The organism is Candidatus Omnitrophota bacterium (assembly GCA_028716245.1).
In the GTDB taxonomy this organism is placed as follows: domain Bacteria; phylum Omnitrophota; class Gorgyraeia; order Gygaellales; family Profunditerraquicolaceae; genus UBA6249.
The window spans coordinates 379,083-402,813 of record JAQUQW010000002.1; the positions used below are offsets into that span (position 1 = coordinate 379,083).

Genomic DNA, 23,731 nt, shown 5'->3' on the forward strand with positions numbered 1-23,731 from the left:
TTTTTTAGATTATGGTGGGTATAGCTCAATTGGTCAGAGCGTTAGACTGTGGCTCTAAAGGTTGCGGGTTCGATCCCCGTTACCCACCCCAATTCTAAATGCGCGTTTTCCGCGTGAATTCTAAATGCGGAACTGTAAGAAACAATTAGGGTTTTGTTATACAGCTTAAGGTTCGATACAATTTTTTGCAAAAAATCCCGCTGGGCGTCGGGATTTGCCTCCGCTGCGATGTAACTGGCTTGGTGAGCAAGAGTTAGGAAGTTTTTGAAGTGTTCGAGCCAGTCCCCGTTACTGTCACCCTTTTCTGAAATATCGAACTTCCTGTTGATCAATTCGGCTTTCTTCTGCTTATACTCTTCGTCGGTGATTATACCTTTCAGCGACATATCTAAGAGCCGCTTTAACTGCTCGTCAACCTCTTGCGCTCTCACTTCACCACTAATCCGATTATGAACTTTCTCGGCTTGAAGGAGCGCCCGCTCTCGTTCTAATTCTTTTATCATCCAGGCGTAGGCGTTGTCATCAAGCGCAACTTTCTTAATGGCCTCTTTGACTTGTTGGGCGAGATTTTCCCCTCTAATAAAAACGGAGGATTGGGGGCAGGGGTCGCGTTTCTTTGAGCAGTGATAATAGTGATGCCCTTTTTGTCCTTCGGCTGTAATTTGGCAGCCACACTCCGCACACCTTATAAACCCACGAAATACAAAATAATGTTTTCTCTCGTAAGAAGGTCGGCTCCTGAACCTTAAAATCTCTTGCACCTTATCAAACAATTCTTTGTTTATTATAGGCGGGTGGCTGCCTTGGAAAATCTCGCCCTTATACACAAAGAGGCCAAGATAGAACTGATTCGTTAATATCCTGTGGACGTTACTGTACGAGAGCGGGCGCTTGGCTCTCTTGCTCACCAAGCCAGACGCAGTCGCCAATTTTCTTATCTCATCAACCGTATATCTTCCTTCAGCGCACAAGGCATACAATCTTTGAACCAGAGGGGAGGCGAGAGGGTCAATAGTTATTTTCCCTCTATCGTTTAAGTAGCCGATTGGCGCGAAGGCGGGGTATTCGCCAAGCCTTACCTTCTCGCGCAAGCCGCGCTTTGTGTTCTCACTTAGATTATCAACGTAGTACTTACTTTGACCGAAAATAATATTGAGCATAAACTTGCCTTGTGCGCTGTTGTCGAAGCGGTAAGTAGGGAAGCGAAGATCAATAATATCCCCGGTATCTACAAGGTAAATTATTTTACCGCCATCTATCGAATTGCGCGCAAGTCTATCCGGATGCCAGGTAATGATACCGGACGCCTCGCCTTTCTCAATTCGTTTAATCATTTCGTTAAATATCGGGCGTCCGGGTGATTTCGCTGTTTTGGCTTCCTGAAACTCTTGTGTTATTACAAGATTTTCTTTCTTTGCGTATTCACGGACTTCGGTCAATTGCGACTGAATAGAGAGGACTTGTTTATCTTCCGTATCGGTAGACTTGCGCGCATACAGGAAATATTTCATTTTTGTACCTCCTTAGAAAATTGGCGACTGCGTCTGCCAAGAATTGGCGGAACTTACATCGCAGCGGGTCTGCTCAAAGAGCAGACAGTTATAAAATTTTGAGCCCTCGAAAGCTCAAAATTATATAACCGGCAAATCCCGACGCCCAGCGGGATTTTTTGCAAAAAATTGTATCGAACCTTAAGCTGTATAACAAAACCCTAATTGTTTCTTACAGTTCCGCATTTAGAATTCACGCGGAAAACGCGCATTTAGAATTGGGGTCCTTATATCCGATAGATCGAAAGTATTTTCGTCCCTGAGAAACCCCTAATCCGTTTTTTGTCTCTAATACCGGGGTAAAGCTGGTCTCTAATGAAACAGCTTAAATGCACCGCGCCCTGGGGGGGCGCTCCCACATTGAGCGGGCAATGGCGCTCGCTGGGCCGCTCGCTTCCAGCTAATTTTAATGCGTGTGCGGCGCAGCTGTGGCTTGCGCCGGGTGGGGGCGGCGCAAGCCACAGCGTCCTCACCCGACACGTTACTACAAGCTAAAAACAAAATTTTTTAAAGGTTCGTCCGCTATGCCGCAATTTACGAGTAAAAGCTGGCGGTGCGGCAAGCTGCGCCTCTCCCGATAAACACTTAAAGAAGTGCTGGCAAAAAGGCAAATTTTGGTGCGGGCAAAATTTGCCTTTTTGCTCAAAGAACAAGCTAAAATTCAAATGATGCTAGGGGCGGAAATTGATTTGCAAAGAGCATTTTTAGTGATAAGATACAATTGAATTGGTTGTTATGAAGTATACTTAATATAGTAGTCTAATCGTGGTATATTGTCAAGATAAAATGTTAGAACAAAGACTAAGGCAGCTAAGAAAGAAAGCGGGTTGGTCTCAGCAGAAGTTAGCCGAGAAAGCCGGCTTATCTTATAATGTGATAACAAAAATCGAACAGGGCGTCGCGAAAAGACCGACTATCCAGACGATGATTAAGTTAGCGGATGCTTTTAAAATTAGTATAGATGAATTGATAGGGAGAAATTAATTGACAGATATGCTTTTCTATGGTTATAATAATTCAACAATTAGGTTGCAAAGTGGTATGTTTGAAGGGGGAATCTGCCACGTTAAAATAAATCAAACCTTCGCCAAAAGAGGCGAAGGTTTTTTTATTTAAGAGAGTATTTTATGTCAATAGCGACGTTATCTCCTGAAACTGACTGGAATTTTACGGATATTAGTTATTCGAAGAATATCTATTCTTTACATCCGTATCCTGCTAAATTTATTCCCGATATTCCTAGGGAGCTTATTAAGCAATTAGGCGTTCCTTTGGGCACTGCAATTTTCGATCCTTTTTGTGGCAGTGGAACAACTTTAATTGAAGCTCAGAGGAGTGGATTTTGTTCTATCGGAGTTGATTTAAATCCCATAGCCTGTTTAATAAGTAGGGTTAAAACTAGGGATTTACCGAAGGGATTTTTTGATGTTGCACTTGAAGTTTTTGAGAAAGCAAGGGATACCTATGATATTAAAACAGAAATTAATTTGCCTAATGTTGATCATTGGTTCAAAAAAGATGTACAAAATGCAATTAATGCAATTCTTAGGGAAATAAACGAAGTTAGAAATAAAATTATTCAGGAAACTTTGAAATTTATTCTTTCAAGTATAATTGTTAAAGTGTCTAATCAGGAAAGTGATACTCGTTACGCTTCGATCGAGAAGAATACTTCAGCAGAGTTCGTGTTTCAATCTTTTATAGCAAATAGTCTTCGTTTTTCAAAAGTAATGGAAAAAGAGGAGACTAAGACGACATGGGCTACAGTTATTAACAAAGATATTTGTGATGTTGCGCCAACAGATTTATCTATGCCCATAGGTTTAGTAATTACTTCGCCACCTTATCCCAATGCTTATGAGTATTGGCTTTATCATAAATATCGTATGTTGTGGCTTGGCTATGATCCAATTGGAGTAAAAAATCGGGAAATAGGCGCAAGGGCACATTTCTTTAAAAAGGACCCTCATACAGCATTTAATTTTAAGAGTGCTTTAAGCAAGACATTTGCTTTGCTTGAAGAAACAGTAATTTCAGGGGGGCATGTTTGTTTTGTTGTGGGTAGATCAAAAATACACGGGCAGATTATTAATAATGGTTTTATAGTAGAATGTGTAGCGAAAGATCACGGGTTCTTTTTTCTAGACAAAGTGAAGCGAAACATTGAATCTAGAAGGAAATCTTTTAATTTATCCTATGCAAAGATTAGAACAGAAGAGATCTTAGTTTTTAAAAGAAGGTAGGTATTATGGCGGCAGCTAATATTTATTGGCATGATTATAGATACTTCCCCTACGAAAGAGATATCGCTTATAAGGAAGTAGTAGGGCTTTTAGACCCTCCAGAAATTAAAAACAAAAAAGACGGTTTTCAGTTATTAGGTAGATTTAATAATTCGGATATTTCGAAACTTGTTTACTTTTCGCACTATGAAATCAATAATCAGAAGCATCCTACCTTGCAGTATCTTTTTGAGAAAAAAAACAACGGAAACGGGAAAAAACGACAATCGACACGGTACTCTTCACACGATTTACATGAATACAAGGGGAGGTTTAATCCACAAATAGTTCGTTCGATTCTGAACATACTGGGTATCGATAGAAAAGCAAAGATTCTTGATCCTTTTTGTGGTTGTGGTACGACATTAGTAGAGTGTGCCCATGTGGATATCTCTGCTGTAGGATGTGATATTAATCCATTGGCTATATTTATAGCAAACGCAAAAGTTAAAGCGTTAGGTATTAGAACGAGAAAACTTAAAGAAGAAGGAGATGTTGTTTTCGATAAATTTTATTCCGATAGAAGAAGAAAAGTCGTGAGTAACATGGATGATAGGCTCAGATATTTGTCGCAGTGGTTTCCACCTGATGAACTGAATGATATTGAACTGCTTCGGAAAATTATTTTATCTCATAGCAGTGTAGGTAAAGAAATTCTGCTTTCTATCGTTAGTAATTTATTAAGAGATTATTCATTGCAAGAGCCAGCAGATTTGAGAATAAGAAGGAGAAAAAGTCCTTTTCCGGCTGTGGCTTTGATTGATGTTTTCCGAGAAGATTTATATTCTTTTTGTGCAAGTCTGGAGCAAGTGCAAGAAGCCATTGGAGTCAAAAGATCTAAGAATAAAGCCTACCATTGTGAAGCTCAAGAGATAGGAAAGAGGTTTCGGAGATGGGGCACAGGCTCATTTTTCGATGCAGTAATAACAAGTCCTCCTTATGCTACTGCATTGCCATATATTGATACGCAAAGATTAAGTTTGATATGGCTCGGTTTGTGTGATGTCAATGATTTGCGGAGATATGAGGCCAATCTGACAGGTAGCCGTGAATTTATGGGAGCCCAAAAGAAATCTTGTGCTTACGATTTTAATAATAATCTGGCTGATTTGCCTAAGACTCTCTATAGTTTTTTGTTGAAATTAGAAAATGCAGTCTCTGATGATGATGGATTCCGAAGAAGAGACTTACCTATTTTGCTGTATAGATATTTTTCAAATATGAAAAATATTTTTTATTCAGTAGCAAAAGTGGTTAAACCCAAAGGGGCCTTTGTTCTAATTGTCGGACACAATAAAACCTATTTGGGAGGAATGAAATATGATATCAATACACCCGTCTTATTAAAAGAATTAGCACGGGAATCAGGATGGATTATCGATTTTTCCTATCCTTTGCAAACTTACCAACGATATAGTATCCATATGGAAAATGCAGTGTCTTCTGAAGACATGATTTGCTTGAGGCGAAAATGAACGAGTTTGCGTTACATCCTAATGTCTATGCTACTGGTGGACATCCCGGGTTAATTAGTATGTTAGAAAATATATGGGTGAGGGATCATACTCCTGGAGAGGGGGCGTTTTATCTCGTATCGGGGTTTGCAAATTACAATGGAGGTGTTAGGTTTTATGATACTTTTAAGAATCATGTCGACCGCGGTGGTCACATTTATGCATATTTGGGAGGAAGCACTTCACAAAAGCTTACAAGTCAGCAAGTAGTAGAAGCTCTTTTAGAGTGTGGAGTAGAAGTAAACATAATTAATAGAAAGAGGATTTTGCATGCAAAGCTTTATGGACGAGTTAATTCTTTAGGAGAGCGTTTAGTTGTTACTTCTGGAAATTTTACTGGCCCTGGAATGTCTCAGAATGTAGAGGGGTCAATTATGTTAGATACCGATACAGTTTCTTCTATGGGGTTTTCATGGAGAAGTTTAATTGGAGAGATAAATAAGCAAAAATGGGAAATATACAAACCTACACTTCGTAATAGAAGAGCTCCGGCTTGGAATCTGTTGTTTGATGAAATTTCGGGTGCGGTTGTTCTTGATGAAACCCAAGAAGTTACAATGGTAATAACTTTAGGCCATAATGATGTAGCGCGAATCCAGGCCTCTCCAGGGAGTAAAGCTGGGCTTGGGACTCAATATTTCTGGTTAAGTCGTGATTGCTTTGATTTCTTTCCAGCTTTAACAGTTAGAAATCAAAGAGGAGTTAAGACGACTTACTCAACTTTAATTAAGCTATATTATATAGATTTAAATATTCTAGATAAAAAAACCAGGGTGACTTTTGAAGCTGAGAATAACTTAGATTTTCGCCTTGGTACAAGTAGGCTAAGATATACCAAACTAGCTGATGTGGGTGATCTCGCGATTATTTCTAGGGTTGGCGAAGATGAATACGAGTTACGTATAGCGAAGCAGGGTACAGAAGAGTATAGAAAATTGTCCCCTTATGCCATTAATTTTATTGGTCATCGCGGTAAAAGATTTGGTTATTTGTCTAATCAAGAGTTTGGCAAATTGCTGAATTTACACCTTCCTACGAGTTCTTTTGATTAGTCTTGTAGATCCTTCGCGTTTTACTCCGAATAATCAGATAAGTATAGTTATTATAATTCAATAGATTAGGGGTGGAAAACATGAAAATTTCCAAAATCGAGATAAAAAATTTTCGATCATTACACGATGTTACTATTTATCCGAATAACATTTTAACTTTAGTAGGGCGAAATAATAGCGGTAAATCTAATATAACTAAAGCGTTGGCACTTTTCTTTGATCCCTCTACTAAGGGTATGGATTCCGAATGTTTTTATAATCATAAGACTGATAAGCCGATACAGATTACTTTAACTTTTGAGAAATTGAGTGGTTGGGAGAGTGAACAGTTTAAGGCATGGATGGATGGGGAAAAACTGATTGTAGGAAGAGAGATTGTTTGTAAATCGGAAGATGAGTTTGAAGTTAAAACCTTGGCTTTTACAAAAGTACCTGAACCTGAATGGTTACAAGATGATTTAATTACTGGAGAAAAGATAGCTGAGTGGTGGAGTAAAAAAGCAGAGTTGAAGATAAAAGGAATTGATTTTTCTTCGGAACTTGGTTCTGCAAAGCCGAGCGTTACGAAGTGGAAAGAAGTGGCGAAAAAATTCCTAGATGTAAATAAAGATAAAATTCCTTGGAAGGATGAAAGACGGGAGAATCCAAAGGGGTATCCCGGTGTATTGAAAGGGGCCTTACCGGAATTTGTTTATGTGCCCGCTATTAGGGATGTGTCAGATGAGGCTAAGGTTTCCCAGACTAGTCCTTTTGGTAAACTTATAAATTCCGTGCTTGAAAAGATTGCTGATAAGGAAAAAGAGGCGATTGCTGGACAGCTAAAGGAGATTGAAAATAAGCTTAATCGTACGGGAGGGAAAGACCGAGTGGCTGAGGTTAAAGCGATTGAAGATCAGCTTAACAGGCTTATAAGAGAGATTATGGAGTGTGATATTGAAATTGAAATGGGGGTTCCCCAGCTTAAAGAAATCTTTGGGGGTGTTAAAATATATGCGAATGATGGAGTAAGGACAATTATTGATACAAAAGGACATGGTCTCCAGCGGTCGATGATTTTCACAATACTTCGGGCTTACGCTGAACTTTCGCATACGCAAAAGGCAGTTGAGAAAGCAGGGGAAAGGACAACTATATTTGCGATAGAAGAACCGGAATTATATCTGCATCCACAGTCGCAAAGAACTTTTATGAATGTTTTTAGGAATATAGCCAAAGGAAAAGATCAGGTTATTTATAGTACTCATTCAAGTCTTTTTGTTGATATTACCTGGTTTGATGAAATATGTATAGTCAGAAGAGATAAAGAAGGGGATGAATATAAGAGTAAAGTTACGCAATTGTCTATGAAGGATATGCTTGGAGATTTGAAAGCTCGTAAAGGTATAGATGGGAATGAAGTGGGTATAAGAGAACAGTATTCAAACGCTTTTAACCCCTTGATTAATGAGGGGTTCTTTGCAAGTAAAGTAGTTATTGTCGAAGGTCCATCTGAACAATATTTATTTCCTATATATTCCGAAGCGATGGGGTACAATCTTGATCAAAATAATGTGTCAGTAGTGCATTCTGATGGCAAAGGTTCAATGGATAGATTGTTACGCGTTTTTAACGGTTTCAAAATTCCTACCTACCTTTGGTTTGATGGTGATAAAGATAACGCGGATTCGGAGGTAAAGAAAAAAACACTAGAGCTTCTTGAATTGTTAGGTAATAAGAAAAGCAAGATCGAGGAAGTTGGCACGGAAATTTCTGATTGCTATGCAGTGCTTGAATATAAATTGGAAAAAATCTTAAAAGAAGAAATCAAGGATTATGATGTCATAATTAGTGAAGCAGCTAAAATTCTGGGACCTGTTGGCAAGCCTTTAGAGCAAAGATACTTAGCTGTCCAAATAAAAAAGAAAATAGATAATAAGGCGAAGCCTGAAGATGTCATACCTAAAACTATCATAGAAATCATTGGGAAGATAAAAAACTTGAAATTTAATTGTAGTGTATTACGTAAATAGTATACATAGTTATCGTAAGGTATCATTCTTAGGGATACTCATTGATTTGTTTTAGATGCCATAGCTATTTTAATTAAATATGCGAATAATCCATTTTTCCGATACACATTTAGGATTCTCGGATTTTACAAAAGTTGATCCAGAAACCGGAATCAACTTAAGGGAAGCTGATGTTTATGATGCTTTCTCTCAAGTAATTAACTATATCATTAGTAATCCTCCAGATATTGTAATTCATGCAGGTGATCTTTTTGATACCTACAGACCGCCTAATCGTGCAATAAACTTCGCTTTAAAAGAAATAGCAAGAGTATCTCAAAAACAAATACCAGTTATAATGATTTCTGGCAATCATTCAACTCCTCGAATTAGGATTTCTGGGTCAATCTTTGAGGCGTTTGAGATTTTGGAGAACGTTTACCCTGTTTATCAATCAAAATACCAGGAGATTATTATTAAAGATGTCGCGGTCCACTGCGTCCCTCATATGGGAACAGAGGAAGAATTGAATAGAGCATTTGACGAAATTAGAATCAATACAAAGGTAAAGTATAATGTAATCGTTGCTCATCTTGGGATTACTGCTGAAGTACAATATAAAATGGGGGAGTTTAATGAGTTAATAATTCCTCAAGGTGCTTTAAAAAAGAAGAGTGAACTCGATTATATAGCTCTCGGACACTATCACAGAAATCTGGTTCTTGCTGAAAACTGCTGTTATTCTGGGTCTACGGAACGTTTTAGTTTTAATGAAGCCGGTCAGCCAAAAGGTTTTATGGAAGTTGATTTAGCTGCAAAAAAGAGGATGTTTATACCGATAAAAGTAAGAGAGATGATAGCATTTGATCCAATTGATTGTAAAGACCAAAGCTCCGCAAAAATTGTTGAAGAAATTGAGCAATTAATTAAAGATAGGACGCAAGGCAATATCCTTCAGATTACTTTTGCCAATATAAGAAGGCAACAATATTTAGAGATGAATTTCTCAAAAATTAAAGAAATTGTCAGTGATGCAGTACATCTAAAAATTATCTGTAACTGGATGACTGAAAAGGGAAGTGAAGTCACTAAAACTTCTATAGGTGCACTTTCATCAGAGTTTGAAAGCTTTATCGCTCACCAAGATATTAAAGATTTGGATAAGAAAAAATTGAAAGAATTAGGAGTGGGGTATTTATCACAAGCACAAGAAGAGGAAGAGTAAATGTTTTTAAGAAGTCTTAAGCTTAGAAATTATAGAAAGTTTAGAGATGAGCCAATTGAATTTCCTGAAGGGATAATTGGTATAATTGGGCCTAACGGCGCAGGAAAATCCTCCATATTAGAGGCAATAGGTTGGGCATTATATGGTAATCAATTGACGCGATCTGACAAATCGGAAGTAAAAAGTCAAAATGCAGCTTTAGAAGAAGACTGTGAAGTGGAACTGATATTCGATTTAGGAGGTCATTCTTACAAAGTTCTTAGACAATTAAAGGGGAGAAACTCAATTTCTAATGCATTAGCGTTTATAGATGGGAATATTGAGCCAGTTGCTGAAAGGGATAGTGGAGTAAACCAATATATAGAATTATTGCTAGGTATGGATTACGTTACATTTTTAAGGACCATTTATGCAAAGCAAAAAGATTTAGCTGCGCTTTCTTCCTTGGCTCCTGAAGCAAGGAAAAAGGTTATCAGGAGAATGTTGAATATCGATCGTATTGATTCAGCAGTAACTCAAATTAGGGTAGACACAAGAGATAAACAAAGATTTGTTGAAGGTATCCAATCCAGCCTTGAAAATATTGAAGAGTTGGAAGTAGATAAAAAGGAATTAGAGGGGCAGCAGAGTTCAATAAATAAAAATATTGGTGTTTTCACTACCGAGCTTAATATTATTAAAGACGAAAGGCAAAAACTAAGAAAAGAAAAGGAAGATCAAGAAGCGAAATATAAAACTTATAATCAATTTTCCAGCGATGTATCTCGCTTATCAACTCAAATAACCTCTTTAAAAAGGAAACTAAGTGATTCAGAAAAAGACCTTGAAGAGCTAAAGAAAAATAAGGAAACATTAGATAAGCTTGAGCCGAAAGAAAAAGAATATCTAAAAGTTAAGGAAGATAAGTCAGCGCAGGAAACATTAAGGCTTAAATTTCAAGAGAAATTGGCATTTGAGAAAAACTGGAAAGAAATGAAAGAAGAAATAGATGGTCGCGAAAAAGAATTAAAGGCTGCGATAGAGCAGCTTAAACTATTTTCTAGTATACAGAAAGATTCTGATTCTACAGAGAAAGCACTAAGAGATAAAGAAGTTAGTAGAAGGAAGCTTGAGAAAGAAGTAAAGGACGCTGAAGGGAAAGTGAGTGTTTATTCATCCCAATTAGAAGAATTGATTCACAAGAAGAAGAGCATAAGCCAATTGGGCGGTAGTGGCAAATGTCCTACTTGCTTCCGTGAATTAGGGGAAGATGGCAAAGACATTTTGCTTCATTTAGATAATGAAATAAGTAAAGTGAAAGAGAAACTAATACCTTCTCATGAAAATAGAGATAAGGTAAGTGAGCAATTAGAAGATGTTATGGCAGAACAAGAGAAATTGGTAGAGCAAAAGAATAAATTAAATGAAAAATTGAAGAAAAAATCCAAGATAGAGCAGTCAATAGAAGAGCAAGATAACGAGGTAAAGAAATTGAGTTTTAAAATTACAAGAACAGAAGAAAAGATTTCCGGAATGAAAGATATAAAATTTGATCGGGGATTTTACGCGGAATTATTAAGAAAGTTTGATACGTTATCGGAAACAAGAGATTCAATTCTTGAATTAAGAAAAGAGATTCAAAGAATTCCTAAAATTGTTGAAGCAATAGATAGCACAAGAAAAGAGATCAATGATTTGGAAAATACGCTTGAGAATAAAGAAGAAGATTTAAAGAAGCTTGAGTTTAATGAGAAAAGGTTTGAGAAAATAAAAGCAAACTATGAGGAACTAAGTGATAAATTATTGACAGGTCAGAATAAATTAGATGAAGCCAAAGGTAAAACAGAAGTTTTAAAACAAAGAATTTCTAATATTAAAGAAAGAATGGCCCGCCGAAAAGAAAACCAAAAGAGAATTGAAGCCGCAAGTTTAGAACTTCAATATTTGCAGCGTCTTGAATTGCTTTTAGATAAATTCAGGCTTGAATTAACAGGAAGGATACGCCCTTTATTAGAAGCGAGAACATCCTTTCTTTTTAGCGAAATTACGGATGGGCGTTATCCTTCTGTCGAACTTGATGAAGACTATGAATTATCAATTTTGGACGGAGATAAATATTTCAAGTTAAAAAGATTTTCAGGTGGAGAAGAGGATCTCGCTAATTTATGTTTGAGAATTGCAATGTCACAAGTAATCGCAGAGAGAAGTGGTGGAGTAGAGATAAATTTTATAGCATTAGACGAAATATTTGGTAGCCAAGATGAAGACAGGCGACAAAATATAATGAATTCTTTCAATAAACTATCTTCTCAATTTCGGCAAATATTCCTTATCTCCCATATTGAGGAAATTCGGGAGATGCTGAATAGAGTTTTACGAGTAGAGGAAAATGGAACGAGGAAAGAAAGTAAAGTTTCGTTAGTTTGAAGTTTATTGATTTTTTTTAAGCAATCTGTGATAAAATATAGCAATCGCATTAGATTATTCCGCCCCCTAGCATCATTTGAATTTTAGCTTGTTCTTTGAGCAAAAAGGCAAATTTTGCCCGCACCAAAATTTGCCTTTTTGCCAGCACTTCTTTAAGTGTTTATCGGGAGAGGCGCAGCTTGCCGCACCGCCAGCTTTTACTCGTAAATTGCGGCATAGCGGACGAACCTTTAAAAAATTTTGTTTTTAGCTTGTAGTAACGTGTCGGGTGAGGACGCTGTGGCTTGCGCCGCCCCCACCCGGCGCAAGCCACAGCTGCGCCGCACACGCATTAAAATTAGCTGGAAGCGAGCGGCCCAGCGAGCGCCATTGCCCGCTCAATGTGGGAGCGCCCCCCCAGGGCGCGGTGCATTTAAGCTGTTTCATTAGAGACCAGCTTTACCCCGGTATTAGAGACAAAAAACGGATTAGGGGTTTCTCAGGGACGAAAATACTTTCGATCTATCGGATATAAGGACCCCATTTTATTTCTAACAAAACAGTAAAGGATAAATATCTTGAGAAAGCTTGAACGTCTCTTGGTGCCAATGATAATGATGGGAATGTTAGTCCTATCTGGTTGTGAAAAACCAGGCTCAGCAATGTGGCCCGCACACTCCTTTTCGCAAACTGACAAAAGCATAACATCAAGCCCAGCATCGGCTCCAATATCGACATCAACATCGGGTAAAGTAGTTTTGGCGTTAATAGCCGGGGTTGATGGAACTAAAACCTTTACAGGCAAGATTATAGAAGTTGCTCCTGTATTATTAAAACATCCGCCAAGATATTCATTTTGTAGGATTCAGATCGTTTCTGATAATGGCGGCAAATCTGGATTTTTTGTCCCACGAGCTACCATTATTACCGATCTTAATGGTAAAGATATAAGCGGCAAGTGGCCTGGTAAAGGAGAAAGAGTTGAAATAAAGTATTATACGTTAAAGCCTGGGAAGGATGATCGCACCTACACAGTTTCTATTCGCTACGTTCCTTCGGATTATGTTCCAAATCCGGCGGCTCCGAGCAAACCGGCGACAGCTTCCGCAACACCGGGTAATGCAGCTAAAGATAATATCTTTGTAGGTAAGGTTGATACAGCGTTCAGCTTTCCACCAATTGGGTATTTTTGGAAATTTGCTGCTGTTGCTGATAACGGCGAGAAGAAAGAGTTTTGTATCCTGAAGAATAATACAACCATTATACAGATTGATGGTAAACAAAGATACGGCGAAGCGCCCAGAAAAGGCAGGAAAATTGAGGTTAAATATTCAGTCGCACAAGATGGTCATAATGTGACTACCTCGATGCGTTACGTGTCATTGGATTACGTCCGGCAGCCGACAGCATCAAGTGTATCGGCAAACGCAGCTTCATCAACATCTGCTCCGATACCGAGTTTAAGTTTTCAACTTGGGGAGAAGATACCGGCTGGCAAAGCGGTAGTCTACATTTATCGTCCCACTGGTTCCGGTGCCGGAGGTGCAGCGATGCCCTTCGGCATAAAAGCAAATGGTAAAGACGCAATAACGCTGGTGCAGGGCGGATATTACGAATATGTCACTGAACCAGGTAATGTAGAATTTACGACTTTCGAAATGGGGTTTATGGCGCCGAGTTCACAATCTTCCGTAACTGTTGATGCAAAAGCCGGTCAAACGTATTATCTTAAAGGCACACATGGCAAGGGAGCAATGGGAAGGGCACACCTGGAATCAGCCTCTCCAGAAGTAGGAGCGCAGGAAATAGCAAACTGTAAAGTAATTAGGACGCAGTGAGAATGTAGGGGCAGCGAATATTTTTAATCTATCCAGCCCGGAAATCAGCGAGGAATTGCCTCTCTGAATTGCAGAATTTAGCATATATTAAGGTAATCGATACATTTAGCGTGCTTTAAAGGTTAGAGAGGCTTCCCCTTGTGCTATATGGGAGTGGCCCATAAATTCTTGTGTACCGGTTAGTTACATCATTAAAATTTAAAATGATATTTAAAGGCTATTGGTCTAATACGGTCAATAGCCTTTCTTATTTGTTTAGTTTATTATGAACTTAATTGATTTTGGTTTCCAGAATTCAAATCTCTTTCGGCATATGCCGCTTTTTGACGAAATTTCATATATCGGGCATAATGAGGAGAAGGTCCGCCAATATAAAGCGATTCGCGAGGATCAAACCTGCAATCTTTTGGTCTTAAATTTTATTCGCGATGATGAAAAAATCCTTTGGGATGCGATAGGGGATTTTTTAAAGCGCAGCACAATTAATGCCGCATCTAGCGTCCGGGGCGTTTACATTTTTGACCTTTTGACTGTTGATATACACAAAGAAATTAAAACATTTAAACACGCCGAGCTTACTGCCGTAATTGTAAATGTGGCCAGTAAACTAGCCCCCGGGGAAATTAAGATGATCAAATATTCTTCCGTCTACGCGCTCATTCATAAAACTGTCGCTGCCGATTGGGGGAAAATTACTTTTAAAACCGCGGTGGATGTATTCAAAGACAAGCCGGATTATTTGGACATTCTTATCAAGCAACTTTTGAAGGATTATATGTTTTCACGCGATCCCGTTATCCTTTTATTAAATGATCTGAGTCAAAATCCCATCTTTGATCTGCAAAATGAAACGCAGCAAGCACGCATAAAAAAAGTTATAGCCAATCTTATTCCCAACTCAATCGAATTTATCCCGGAAGTCTACATCCAGGATAAGAATGGCGCCAGAGAACTTCTCTCGGGGTCTAAATTATAAAACTAGGGGCAGGTATGGATTTTAAACTAAAAACTGAGTTTATTGAGCTGGATAATTTGCTTAAGGCAACGCACCTTGCTGTTAGCGGAGCTCAGGCCCGGCAAAGCATCCTGTCGGGTGAGGTCAAAGTCAATGGCCAAGTTGAAAATCGTATTCGTAGGAAGCTGCGAACGGGAGATTTAGTGGAATTTAGCCAGCAGCGGATTAGTATTGTGTGAAAAATAGCTTGCAGAAAGCGGTTGTGTGCAGTAAAGTCTTAACTATGCGCTATCATCAGCGGGATAAAGGAGAGTATTGTGGCTAGAGATAATTATTCATATAAAAAGTATCAGAGGGAATTGGACAGAAAAAAGAAGGTCGAGGAAAAGAAGCAGAGAAAGCTTGAGAAAAAAATGATGGAGGCCATGCCTGCGCCCGTGCAGGCCCCCAATGACCAGGCCTCTTTGCAACTGAAATCTTGATAATCGCCATATTCGGTCTTATAATACATATTTGTAAATAGCCAGAGGGATCCCATATTTATATTTTAAAAAAGGAGGGGACGCTTCTATTTTTTTTGTAAGGATCAGGAAAATAGAGCCGTCCCCATTTTTATTAAGTTATAAAAGATGCTTAAAAAATTAATCAAGCTGATTTTTGCGGTTTTTCTGGCTATAAATCTCTGTGGGTGTGCGGTAGTTATGATATTTATATCTGAGAATCTTAAAGTTAAGCAAACTTTAAATGTTTCTTATTCTCAGGCAATTGATATTGTTAAGGGGTCGGTGATCGAGCAGGGAATAAAGTTCCGGGAAGCATTGGTAGAAAAAGATGTTGCCAGGATAAAAGGAAGGTATGATGGCGGTAAGAGCCTGCATATTTATATCCATAAAATCAACGATAACCAATGTGCTATCGCAGTGCGGGCGGGAACAAGCGAAGCTGATAAAGAAATCGCCGAAAAAATCCTACAAGGTATTATAGATTATTCTAATAAGAAAAACAGGGTAGGAGTGTAATGTCCGAGAACATTGTAAAAAAACTTTCATTTCTGGATAAGTTCTTAACCCTGTGGATATTCCTGGCTATGGCATTGGGAGTCTTGCTGGGTTATTTTTACCCGCCGATAGTCAGTTTTTGGAATAAATTTCAGGTAGGCACGACAAATATACCGATTGCTATCGGCCTTATCCTGATGATGTATCCGCCGCTGGCTAAAGTCAGGTATGAAGATTTGGGTGATGTCCTGCGGGATAAAAAAGTGCTTACCTTGTCGCTGGTTCAGAACTGGGTCATTGGCCCGGTTTTAATGTTCCTTCTGGCAATCGTATTCTTAAGGACTTATCCGGAATATATGGTGGGTTTAATCCTGATAGGTTTAGCCCGTTGTATCGCCATGGTAATTGTCTGGAATGATTTGGCCGGCGGCGATACGGAATACTGCGCCGGGCTGGTGGCGTTTAATTCATTTTTCCAGGTTTTATTTTATTCTGCCTACGCCTGGTTTTTTATCACCATTGCGCCTGCTTGGTTCGGGTTAAAAGGAATGGTTGCGGCTGTTTCCATGGGGCAGATTGCCTATAGCGTCTTTATTTATCTGGGCATCCCTTTTATCGCCGGGATGCTGACCCGGTTTGTCGTAATCAAGACAAAAGGTAAAGCCTGGCACCATGAGAAATTTATTCCCAAAATCAGCCCTTTGACCCTGATTGCGCTTTTAGTCACCATCGTGGTAATGTTCTCGATGAAGGGGGAGTATATTGTTAAAATTCCCTTGGATGTACTCAGGATTGCCTTACCGCTTTTAATTTATTTTGTGGTGATGTTTCTGGTTTCATTCTATATGGGCAAAAAGGCTAAAGCCAGCTACGCCAAGAGCGCCACGCTTTCCTTTACCGCTGCCAGCAATAATTTTGAGCTGGCCATCGCGGTGGCTATCGTAACCTTTGGAATCAATTCCGGCCAGGCGTTTGCCGCGGTAATCGGGCCGCTGGTAGAGGTGCCGGTATTAATCGGCCTGGTGAATGTCGCGTTGTATTTTAAAAGAAGATACTTTCAGCATGGATAAGAGAAAGGATCTATGAAGAATCGCTTGGCTTTTTTAATCTTAAGATTAAGTTTAGGGTTGGTATTTTTGATATTTGGAATCGGCAAATTCAGAAATGATGTTTGGGCCCAGACTATTAGAAGCATGGATTTTTTCTTAAGATTACCATGGGATGTCAGCGTTTCCGTATTTTTGATCGGATTAACAGAGGCCGCAACTGGTCTGGCATTAATTGCGGGGTTCTTTATCCGCTTCTTTGCGGTAATCGCGGCATTGCAATTATCAGCCATATTGGTTTTACTTAATTTCCAGGAAAACAGGGATATAGCTTTGCTTGGGGCAGCCATCTGTATCGCAATTGTAAATGATTGTTCCTTTAATATATGTTCTTTATGGAAAAAGGAGGGGAATAAATGAAAAAATATTATCTGGCTATGGTTAGCGCATTCTGTTTTATCGTATTTGCTTGTTCATATTCTTTAGCGCTTGATGATGCGAAAACAAAACAACCTGAATTATCCGGCAAAATTGAAAATAATGTAAGAGTGGTTAAAGTTAAGGCCTTCAGGTATGGCTATGAACCCGATCCGATTGTGGTAAAACTGGGAGAGAAAGTTCGTATTGTTGCTGCAACCGGCGATGTAACCCACGGCCTGGCTATATCCGAATTTAATATAAATTTGGTGGTCGAACCCGGCCAGACAGAAACTGCGGAATTCCTGGCCGATAAGGAAGGCGTATTTACGGTATATTGTACTGTTTATTGCGGGGCCGGCCATACGCATATGCACGGAAAGCTTATTGTTGAGAAATAAAGATTTAGCTAACGAGAAACCATCATATTCTCTATGGCAGCTTATCCGGTATTTTTTAAAATTGGGTACAGTGGGATTCGGAGGGCCAGTTGCTTTAATCGGCTATATGCGCCGGGATTTGGTTGAAGAAAGGAAATGGATCCAGGAGATCGATTACAAGGATGGAGTTGTTTTAGCGCAGCTTGCGCCCGGGCCGATGGCCACGCAGACGGCTATTTATATCGCCTATGTGCATTACCGTATCCTCGGAGCAACGCTGGTAGGAATCACTTTTGTTTTGCCTTCCTTTCTGATGGTGGTGGCTTTGGGAGTCGCCTATAAACTCTACGGCGGATTGGTTTGGATGCAGGCGGTGTTTTACGGAGTAAGCGCCAGCGTAATCGGCATTATTGCAGTCAGCGCGTATCATTTGACAAAAAAGACTATTGCCAAAGATTGGCTGCTTTGGGTTATTTATATTATCACTGCTTTGTTTACCGTAATTACCGAGTCTGAACAGGGTTTACTTTTTATTTTATCGGGAATTTTAGTCTGGTTGATCAAATCTCCACCGAAAATCAAATGGCCGCCAGCCAATACTTCAAACTTAATGGTTTTATCAATTCTTCCGCTAAATTTATTATTTTTTCCGGCCGGGGCAACGTCGCAACTCTTACGAATCTTTGGATTTTTCTCAAAAGCAGGGGCTTTTGTATTTGGCAGCGGGTTGGCGATCGTGCCGTTTCTTTATGGGGGGGGCTGGTTAAACAGTATCACTGGCAAAGCTGCACAGATGGACGCGGTCTATGTGTTTAGCAAACAAGAAGAGAAAAGACAGTATATATCTCCCGATGACTGCTATGTTCATGAGGGATATTATTATCCGTATTATCGTTTTGGCTGGCACCGCTATCATCCTCGCTATTATTACCCCAGGGGATATTACTATTCTTACGGGTATCAATCGACGATAGAAACAACGGTATTCATATCCGCTGTCGGGATCGCTATAAAATATACCGGCTCTGCATCGTGAGAAAAGTTTTTTTGTTCCCATTCCATCAAACAAAATCTTGACAATTATAACTCTGGGTGTATATTTTAGTTAGTTAATAGTTTATAGTATTAACTATATAGGTACCCCGCGCCAAGTAAGGCACCCGACGCTAGTAGGTATTGCGTCGGTGTGCGCTAGGTAGCGCAAATTGCGCGGGTGTGCCCTTGTGGGCAAGGACCAAATGAATATCAAAGAATTCGCAAGTAAAGTGATCGAGTTGTCCCCCCAGATTATCAGAGGTTTTAAACAGTATGAAAATAACTATTTAACAAGAGGCGAAATCACTTTGCCTCAGTTTTGTGCGTTAGGCTATCTTGGATCTAATGGCAAGAGCAAGATGAATACCTTGGCTAAACACCTGAAGATTTCACCGGCTGCCTCAACCGGCCTAATTGATCGGCTTATGGCGCAAAAACTGGTGATTAGAATGGCGGATTCAGGAGACAGGCGGATAGTCTGGATAGAATTAACTGCCAAAGGAAGAGAAATAATTAAAAATATAAATAAACAAAAAACCGAAACATTAATAAGGGTCTTTGGAAAAATTTCTCCCAAGGACAGGGAGCATTACCTGAATATTCTCCAACAGGTCGTAAAAATCACTGCCTCACTGCCGGATAGAAAATCACAGTTAATAAAATATTAAGAATGAAAAGTTTATTTAGAGGTTTAATTATTATGCTATTTTTCCCGGTTCTGGTTTTTGGCGCGGATGTTGTAAATAAAGATTACTCGCCTAAAAACGAATTTCTTACGCTTGCGGACTGCTATAAACTCGCGCTAAAGCAAAGTGAACTTATTGCCATAGATGCCGAACAGATCAAGATAGCCCAGGCGCATTTCCTGGAAGCCTTTGGAACGATTATGCCGCAGGTTTCTTTCTCGCACACAGAAACCAGGAACCGGTCCGGCAGTTCTTCATTAAATAATACTCACGAAGAAAAATTTATTTTCACTCAGGATCTGTTCTCCGGTTTTAAAGAATTTGCCGCAATCAAGGGCAGTAACTTTGAAAAGAGCCAGCGCCAAATGGAGAAATGGCGCGCCGAACAGCTTCTTTTTACAGATGTCTCCGATGCCTTTTATCTGCTTTTAGAAATAGAGCAAGACCTTAACGCGCTTAAGGCAATCGAATTTGCACTTAAAGACAGGGTCGCAGAATTAAAGGCGCGCCAGATTATCGGTAAATCCAGGGCCAGCGAGGTGTCGACTACAGAATACCAGCTTTATAATCTTGAAGCCCAGATGCAGCTGGAGAGAAATCAGGAGCTTTTGGTGCGCCAACTTATTGAATTTTTAATCGGCAGGCCGTTTGACAAAATAGCAGAATTAAAGTTTGATTTTAATATCAAGGCGGAATCGCAATATTTAGCGCAAGCTTCTTTGCGTCCGGATGTGCAAGCGGCTTATTATGCTTTGCGGTCGGACCAGGAAAAAATAGCCATTGCCAGGAGCGGTTTCTTTCCTCAGGTAAGTTTAGAGGGAGATTATTTTACCCATCGTTCCTTGGCGCCTGCGGATAGCAAATGGAGAACTTTGCTTACAGTGAGTGTCCCCATTTTTGAAGGGACCACTACTTATGGCCAGGTTAAAGAAGCAGATTCCGTAGCCAGGCAAACCGGGCTGTTGTATAGCAGAATAGGCAGGATTGCGATTGAGAACATCCATGATGCTTATGTGAATATGCAGATATCTATTTTAAGGAAGAAGACTCTGGGCAAGGCCTTAGGGTCTGCCGAATTAAGCTATCATTTACAAACTCAGGATTATAAATTAAATGTTGTGAACAACCTGGATGTCTTGACGGCGATACAAAATTTGGAAGATGTCCGCAGAAGTTATATCCATACTTCTTACGAAAGTAAACGTTTTTACTGGCAGTTATTGGCTGCCGCAGGGGAGATTAACCCGGAAACAATAATAAAATGACACTATCCGACATATCGATTAAAAATCCCGTTTTTGGCTGGATGCTCATGATTGGCGTTTTGGTTTTTGGTTGGATTGGCTTCCAGCGTTTAGGGGTAAGCCAACTGCCGGATGTGGATTTTCCGGTTGTATCGGTTTCGGTAACCTGGGAAGGTGCTTCTCCGGAAGTTATGGAAACCGATGTAACCGATATTATTGAAAACGCGGTGATGAGCGTAGAGGGGTTGAAAGAAGTAACTTCTGTTTCAATGCAGGGGGTTACGCAAATCACGCTGGAATTTAATCTTAACCGCAATATCGATGTCGCTCTTCAAGAGGTCCAGGCCAAGATTGCCCAAGCCCAAAGAAATTTACCGCGGGATATCGACCCGCCGGTTATAAACAAGACTAACCCCGAAGACCAGCCGATAGTTTGGCTTGCTCTTTCCGGAGACCTTCCGATCAAAGATTTATGCCGTTATACCAATGAAACTTTAAAAGATCAGTTTACGATTGTACCGGGGGTTGGCGATATCAGGTTAGGAGGTTATGTCGATCCGAATCTTCGGGTTTGGCTTGATGCTGAAAAGATGCAGCAAATGGAACTTACGGTTGAAGACGTGCTCAATGCGATAAACTTCCAGCACGCCGATATTCCTTCCGGATATATCGACTCAGGCCCCAAAGAAATTAATGTCCGGGTTTACGGTGAGGCTAAGACCCCGGAACAATTTGAAAATATAATTATACCGACACGCGTGCGCGGCGGCCCGATCTGGAAGAGCCTGCGTATCGGAGATGTCGGTAGTGTCGAAGACGGCCTGGCGGATATCCGCAGGATTTCGCGCAGCTGGGGGAAGACGGCAATCGGCTTAGGGGTAATTAAACAACGCGGAACCAATGCCGTGGCCGTGGCAGACGGCGTAAAGCGTAAAATGGAGGAGCTTCAAAAAGGTCTGCCTGCCGGGATGCACCTGAGCCTGGTTTTCGATACTACCCAATTTATTAAAGACTCAGTCAATGAGTTGAAGTTTAACCTGATGCTTTCGATCATCCTTACCTCGCTGGTCTGTTATTTATTTTTGGGCTCCTGGAGCGCCAACGTTAATGTTTTGTTGTCCATACCTTTCTCGATTATGGGAGCGTTTTTCATTCTTTATTTTGCAGGATTTACTATTAATACATTTACGATGCTCGGGCTTTCCTTAGTTATCGGAATTGTTGTGGATGATGCCATAATGGTCCTGGAGAATATTTCGCGTTATCAGGAACGCGGGCTGGCGCGAAAAGAAGCGGCTTTGACCGGAGCCCGGGAGATAACCTTTGCAGCTATCGCGGCATCTATAGCGATTTTAGCGATTTTTATACCGGTTATCTTTATGCAGGGGATTGTCGGTAAATTTTTCTTCCAGTTTGGAGTGACGATATCGGTAGCGGTAATTTTTTCTTTGGTCGAGGCCTTGACCATTACGCCGATGAGATGCTCGCAATTTTTAGCTGTAGGGCATACTACAGGGCTGGGAAGAGCCATGGATAGGCTTATGAAATGGCTATCCGAAAGTTATCGTTTTACACTCAAGTTTATATTGGGGCGGCCCAAGACAATCCTGATTATTGCAATTTTTATTTTTGTTTCGTCTTTAGGCATAGCGATGATTTTGAAAAAAGAATTTATCCCTCCGCAAGATCAAAGCAGGTTTCTTGCCCGGATAACATTGCCTCTGGGCAGTTCTATCGAAAAAACCGATAATCTCTTTAAGGAAGCGGAGAAATTCCTAATGCAGCGTCCGGAAGTATTAACTTATTATAGCGCGGTAGGCAGTTTTTCCGGAGGACAGGTAAATCAGGGGTTTGTTTTTATTACGATGAAGCCCCCAAAAGAGAGACCGCTATTGAGCGGGCATCATGAGACTCAAGCTGAATTTATGCAGATAGTGCGCAAGCAATTCAGCGGTATTGCCGGCGTAGATCGTGCGACGATTCAGGATCTTTCACTTACCGGTTTTACCGCGCAGCGCGGATTTCCCATTGAATTCACGGTCCGCGGCCCTGATTGGGAAAAATTAGGCCAATTGAGCCAGGAAATCATGAAGCGAATGAAGGCCTCGGGCGCGATGGTCGATGTTGATACCGATTATCAACTTGGCATGCCGGAACTGCAAGTTTATCCGGATCGGCAGAAGGCGGCAGAGCATGGCGTAAGCGTCCTTTCTATAGCCGACACCATTAATGCTATGGTCGGAGGGGTCCGTAATGGTAAGTTCACCAGCCGCGGAAAACGTTATGATATCCGCGTGCGCTTAGCCGAAGCCGACCGTTCGAATACAAAAGATGTTCAAAGGATGTGGGTGCGTAATGAATTCGGAGAGGTAGTGCCGCTATCGGCAGTTGTGACTGCAAATGAAAAGCCTTCTTTATTTTCAATTACCCGTAAAAACCGCGAGCGCGCTGTTAGTATTTATGCAAACCCGGCTTCCGGCCATTCTCAGCAAGAGGCTTTGGATGCTGTTTTAAAAATCGGCAAAGAAGTCCTTCCGGATGATTACCGCCTGGTTTTTTCCGGCGGTTCGCAGGCCTTCAAAGATTCTTTTCAGAGCCTGATCTTTGCCCTTATTTTGGGAATTTTTGTTGCTTATATGATCCTGGGAACGCAGTTTAACAGTTTTATCTACCCTTTTACCGTACTTTTGGCATTACCTTTTAGCGTCACCGGAGCTTTTTTATTCCTGTTCCTAACTCACAATTCACTTAATCTTTATAGCATGATCGGCCTTATCCTGCTCATGGGCATTGTTAAGAAAAATTCTATCCTCCTGGTTGATTTTACTAATGTGCGGCGCAAACAGGGCATGGGAGTAAAAGAGGCGCTTTTAGATGCTTGCCCCATACGCCTCAGGCCTATTCTGATGACTTCGGTTGCCATGATTGCGGCCGCGACGCCGGCGGCACTGGCGATCGGCCCGGGTTCGGAGGTTATGGTTCCCATGGCTGTCGCGGTTATCGGAGGAGTTTTGTTCTCGACGATATTAACACTTTTTGTTGTTCCTTGCGCTTATGAAGTATTCTCAAAACTCGAACGCCATAAGGATAGGATTAATTGAAAGAATAAATAAAATTAAGCGCTGCAAAAAGTGTG

20 protein-coding genes and 1 tRNA gene are annotated in these 23,731 nt (G+C 40.4%); all 21 read left to right on the plus strand.

Annotated features, from left to right (window positions below; all coding sequences use genetic code 11):
- The first annotated feature begins 14 nt into the window (after positions 1-14).
- The 21 genes from PHG87_05550 to PHG87_05650 all read left to right on the plus strand — a co-directional run bounded on the left by PHG87_05550 (position 15) and on the right by PHG87_05650 (position 23,696).
- Positions 15-91, plus strand: a tRNA-His gene (locus PHG87_05550).
- A gap of 2,052 nt (positions 92-2,143) precedes the next feature.
- A complete protein-coding gene (locus tag PHG87_05555) occupies positions 2,144-2,275 on the plus strand; it encodes a hypothetical protein (protein MDD5477639.1) in 132 nt (43 codons plus the stop codon).
- 61 nt (positions 2,276-2,336) lie between these two features.
- A complete protein-coding gene (locus PHG87_05560) occupies positions 2,337-2,534 on the plus strand; it encodes a helix-turn-helix transcriptional regulator (protein MDD5477640.1) in 198 nt (65 codons plus the stop codon).
- Between the two features lie 143 nt (positions 2,535-2,677).
- The gene (locus tag PHG87_05565) at positions 2,678-3,793 is read left to right on the plus strand and encodes a class I SAM-dependent methyltransferase (GenBank protein ID MDD5477641.1); all 1,116 of its coding nucleotides are present in this window, start codon (positions 2,678-2,680) and stop codon (positions 3,791-3,793) included.
- A gap of 5 nt (positions 3,794-3,798) precedes the next feature.
- Complete coding sequence (locus tag PHG87_05570; protein MDD5477642.1) at positions 3,799-5,307, plus strand: DNA methyltransferase; 1,509 nt, start codon at positions 3,799-3,801, stop codon at positions 5,305-5,307.
- The gene (locus PHG87_05575) at positions 5,304-6,398 is read left to right on the plus strand and encodes a restriction endonuclease (protein ID MDD5477643.1); all 1,095 of its coding nucleotides are present in this window, start codon (positions 5,304-5,306) and stop codon (positions 6,396-6,398) included. Before PHG87_05570 ends, PHG87_05575 begins: the two co-directional genes overlap by 4 nt.
- Before the next feature lie 80 nt (positions 6,399-6,478).
- Positions 6,479-8,407, plus strand: coding sequence for an ATP-dependent endonuclease (locus PHG87_05580; GenBank protein ID MDD5477644.1), 1,929 nt, complete (start codon positions 6,479-6,481; stop codon positions 8,405-8,407).
- 79 nt (positions 8,408-8,486) lie between these two features.
- Entirely contained in the window at positions 8,487-9,611 is a 1,125-nt protein-coding gene (locus PHG87_05585; protein MDD5477645.1) for an exonuclease SbcCD subunit D, read from the plus strand.
- Positions 9,612-12,017 (plus strand): SMC family ATPase, encoded by a 2,406-nt coding sequence (locus PHG87_05590; GenBank protein ID MDD5477646.1) that lies wholly within the window; start codon positions 9,612-9,614, stop codon positions 12,015-12,017.
- Positions 12,018-12,574: 557 nt separating this feature from the next.
- Entirely contained in the window at positions 12,575-13,834 is a 1,260-nt protein-coding gene (locus tag PHG87_05595; GenBank protein ID MDD5477647.1) for a DUF2846 domain-containing protein, read from the plus strand.
- Between the two features lie 265 nt (positions 13,835-14,099).
- Entirely contained in the window at positions 14,100-14,810 is a 711-nt protein-coding gene (locus PHG87_05600) for a hypothetical protein (protein MDD5477648.1), read from the plus strand.
- Between the two features lie 14 nt (positions 14,811-14,824).
- Positions 14,825-15,028 (plus strand): RNA-binding S4 domain-containing protein, encoded by a 204-nt coding sequence (locus PHG87_05605; protein ID MDD5477649.1) that lies wholly within the window; start codon positions 14,825-14,827, stop codon positions 15,026-15,028.
- A gap of 78 nt (positions 15,029-15,106) precedes the next feature.
- Positions 15,107-15,271, plus strand: coding sequence for a hypothetical protein (locus PHG87_05610; protein MDD5477650.1), 165 nt, complete (start codon positions 15,107-15,109; stop codon positions 15,269-15,271).
- Between the two features lie 147 nt (positions 15,272-15,418).
- The gene (locus tag PHG87_05615; protein ID MDD5477651.1) at positions 15,419-15,808 is read left to right on the plus strand and encodes a DUF3568 family protein; all 390 of its coding nucleotides are present in this window, start codon (positions 15,419-15,421) and stop codon (positions 15,806-15,808) included.
- The gene (gene arsB, locus PHG87_05620) at positions 15,808-16,857 is read left to right on the plus strand and encodes an ACR3 family arsenite efflux transporter (protein ID MDD5477652.1); all 1,050 of its coding nucleotides are present in this window, start codon (positions 15,808-15,810) and stop codon (positions 16,855-16,857) included. Before PHG87_05615 ends, arsB begins: the two co-directional genes overlap by 1 nt.
- 12 nt (positions 16,858-16,869) lie before the next feature.
- Positions 16,870-17,253: a DoxX family protein gene (locus tag PHG87_05625; GenBank protein MDD5477653.1), complete on the plus strand. Its 384-nt coding sequence runs from the start codon at positions 16,870-16,872 to the stop codon at positions 17,251-17,253.
- Positions 17,250-17,651, plus strand: coding sequence for a cupredoxin domain-containing protein (locus PHG87_05630; protein ID MDD5477654.1), 402 nt, complete (start codon positions 17,250-17,252; stop codon positions 17,649-17,651). Before PHG87_05625 ends, PHG87_05630 begins: the two co-directional genes overlap by 4 nt.
- Positions 17,641-18,666, plus strand: coding sequence for a chromate efflux transporter (chrA, locus tag PHG87_05635; protein MDD5477655.1), 1,026 nt, complete (start codon positions 17,641-17,643; stop codon positions 18,664-18,666). Before PHG87_05630 ends, chrA begins: the two co-directional genes overlap by 11 nt.
- A gap of 202 nt (positions 18,667-18,868) precedes the next feature.
- The gene (locus PHG87_05640) at positions 18,869-19,333 is read left to right on the plus strand and encodes a MarR family winged helix-turn-helix transcriptional regulator (protein ID MDD5477656.1); all 465 of its coding nucleotides are present in this window, start codon (positions 18,869-18,871) and stop codon (positions 19,331-19,333) included.
- Between the two features lie 2 nt (positions 19,334-19,335).
- Positions 19,336-20,616, plus strand: a complete 1,281-nt coding sequence (locus tag PHG87_05645; protein MDD5477657.1) for a TolC family protein — start codon at positions 19,336-19,338, stop codon at positions 20,614-20,616.
- The gene (locus tag PHG87_05650) at positions 20,613-23,696 is read left to right on the plus strand and encodes an efflux RND transporter permease subunit (protein ID MDD5477658.1); all 3,084 of its coding nucleotides are present in this window, start codon (positions 20,613-20,615) and stop codon (positions 23,694-23,696) included. Before PHG87_05645 ends, PHG87_05650 begins: the two co-directional genes overlap by 4 nt.
- Positions 23,697-23,731: the final 35 nt, after the last annotated feature.

What these genes read in the sequence shown, in the direction of transcription:
- PHG87_05570 (MDD5477642.1), top strand. Translation starts at nt 3,799, where the DNA reads ATGGCGGCAGCTAATATTTATTGGCATGATTATAGATACTTCCCCTAC.
- PHG87_05600 (MDD5477648.1), top strand. Translation starts at nt 14,100, where the DNA reads ATGAACTTAATTGATTTTGGTTTCCAGAATTCAAATCTCTTTCGGCAT.
- PHG87_05605 (MDD5477649.1), top strand. Translation starts at nt 14,825, where the DNA reads ATGGATTTTAAACTAAAAACTGAGTTTATTGAGCTGGATAATTTGCTT.
- PHG87_05580 (MDD5477644.1), top strand. Translation starts at nt 6,479, where the DNA reads ATGAAAATTTCCAAAATCGAGATAAAAAATTTTCGATCATTACACGAT.
- PHG87_05575 (MDD5477643.1), top strand. Translation starts at nt 5,304, where the DNA reads ATGAACGAGTTTGCGTTACATCCTAATGTCTATGCTACTGGTGGACAT.
- PHG87_05615 (MDD5477651.1), top strand. Translation starts at nt 15,419, where the DNA reads ATGCTTAAAAAATTAATCAAGCTGATTTTTGCGGTTTTTCTGGCTATA.
- PHG87_05565 (MDD5477641.1), top strand. Translation starts at nt 2,678, where the DNA reads ATGTCAATAGCGACGTTATCTCCTGAAACTGACTGGAATTTTACGGAT.
- PHG87_05625 (MDD5477653.1), top strand. Translation starts at nt 16,870, where the DNA reads ATGAAGAATCGCTTGGCTTTTTTAATCTTAAGATTAAGTTTAGGGTTG.
- PHG87_05650 (MDD5477658.1), top strand. Translation starts at nt 20,613, where the DNA reads ATGACACTATCCGACATATCGATTAAAAATCCCGTTTTTGGCTGGATG.
- PHG87_05640 (MDD5477656.1), top strand. Translation starts at nt 18,869, where the DNA reads ATGAATATCAAAGAATTCGCAAGTAAAGTGATCGAGTTGTCCCCCCAG.
- arsB (MDD5477652.1), top strand. Translation starts at nt 15,808, where the DNA reads ATGTCCGAGAACATTGTAAAAAAACTTTCATTTCTGGATAAGTTCTTA.
- PHG87_05585 (MDD5477645.1), top strand. Translation starts at nt 8,487, where the DNA reads ATGCGAATAATCCATTTTTCCGATACACATTTAGGATTCTCGGATTTT.
- PHG87_05630 (MDD5477654.1), top strand. Translation starts at nt 17,250, where the DNA reads ATGAAAAAATATTATCTGGCTATGGTTAGCGCATTCTGTTTTATCGTA.
- PHG87_05590 (MDD5477646.1), top strand. Translation starts at nt 9,612, where the DNA reads ATGTTTTTAAGAAGTCTTAAGCTTAGAAATTATAGAAAGTTTAGAGAT.
- PHG87_05560 (MDD5477640.1), top strand. Translation starts at nt 2,337, where the DNA reads ATGTTAGAACAAAGACTAAGGCAGCTAAGAAAGAAAGCGGGTTGGTCT.
- PHG87_05645 (MDD5477657.1), top strand. Translation starts at nt 19,336, where the DNA reads ATGAAAAGTTTATTTAGAGGTTTAATTATTATGCTATTTTTCCCGGTT.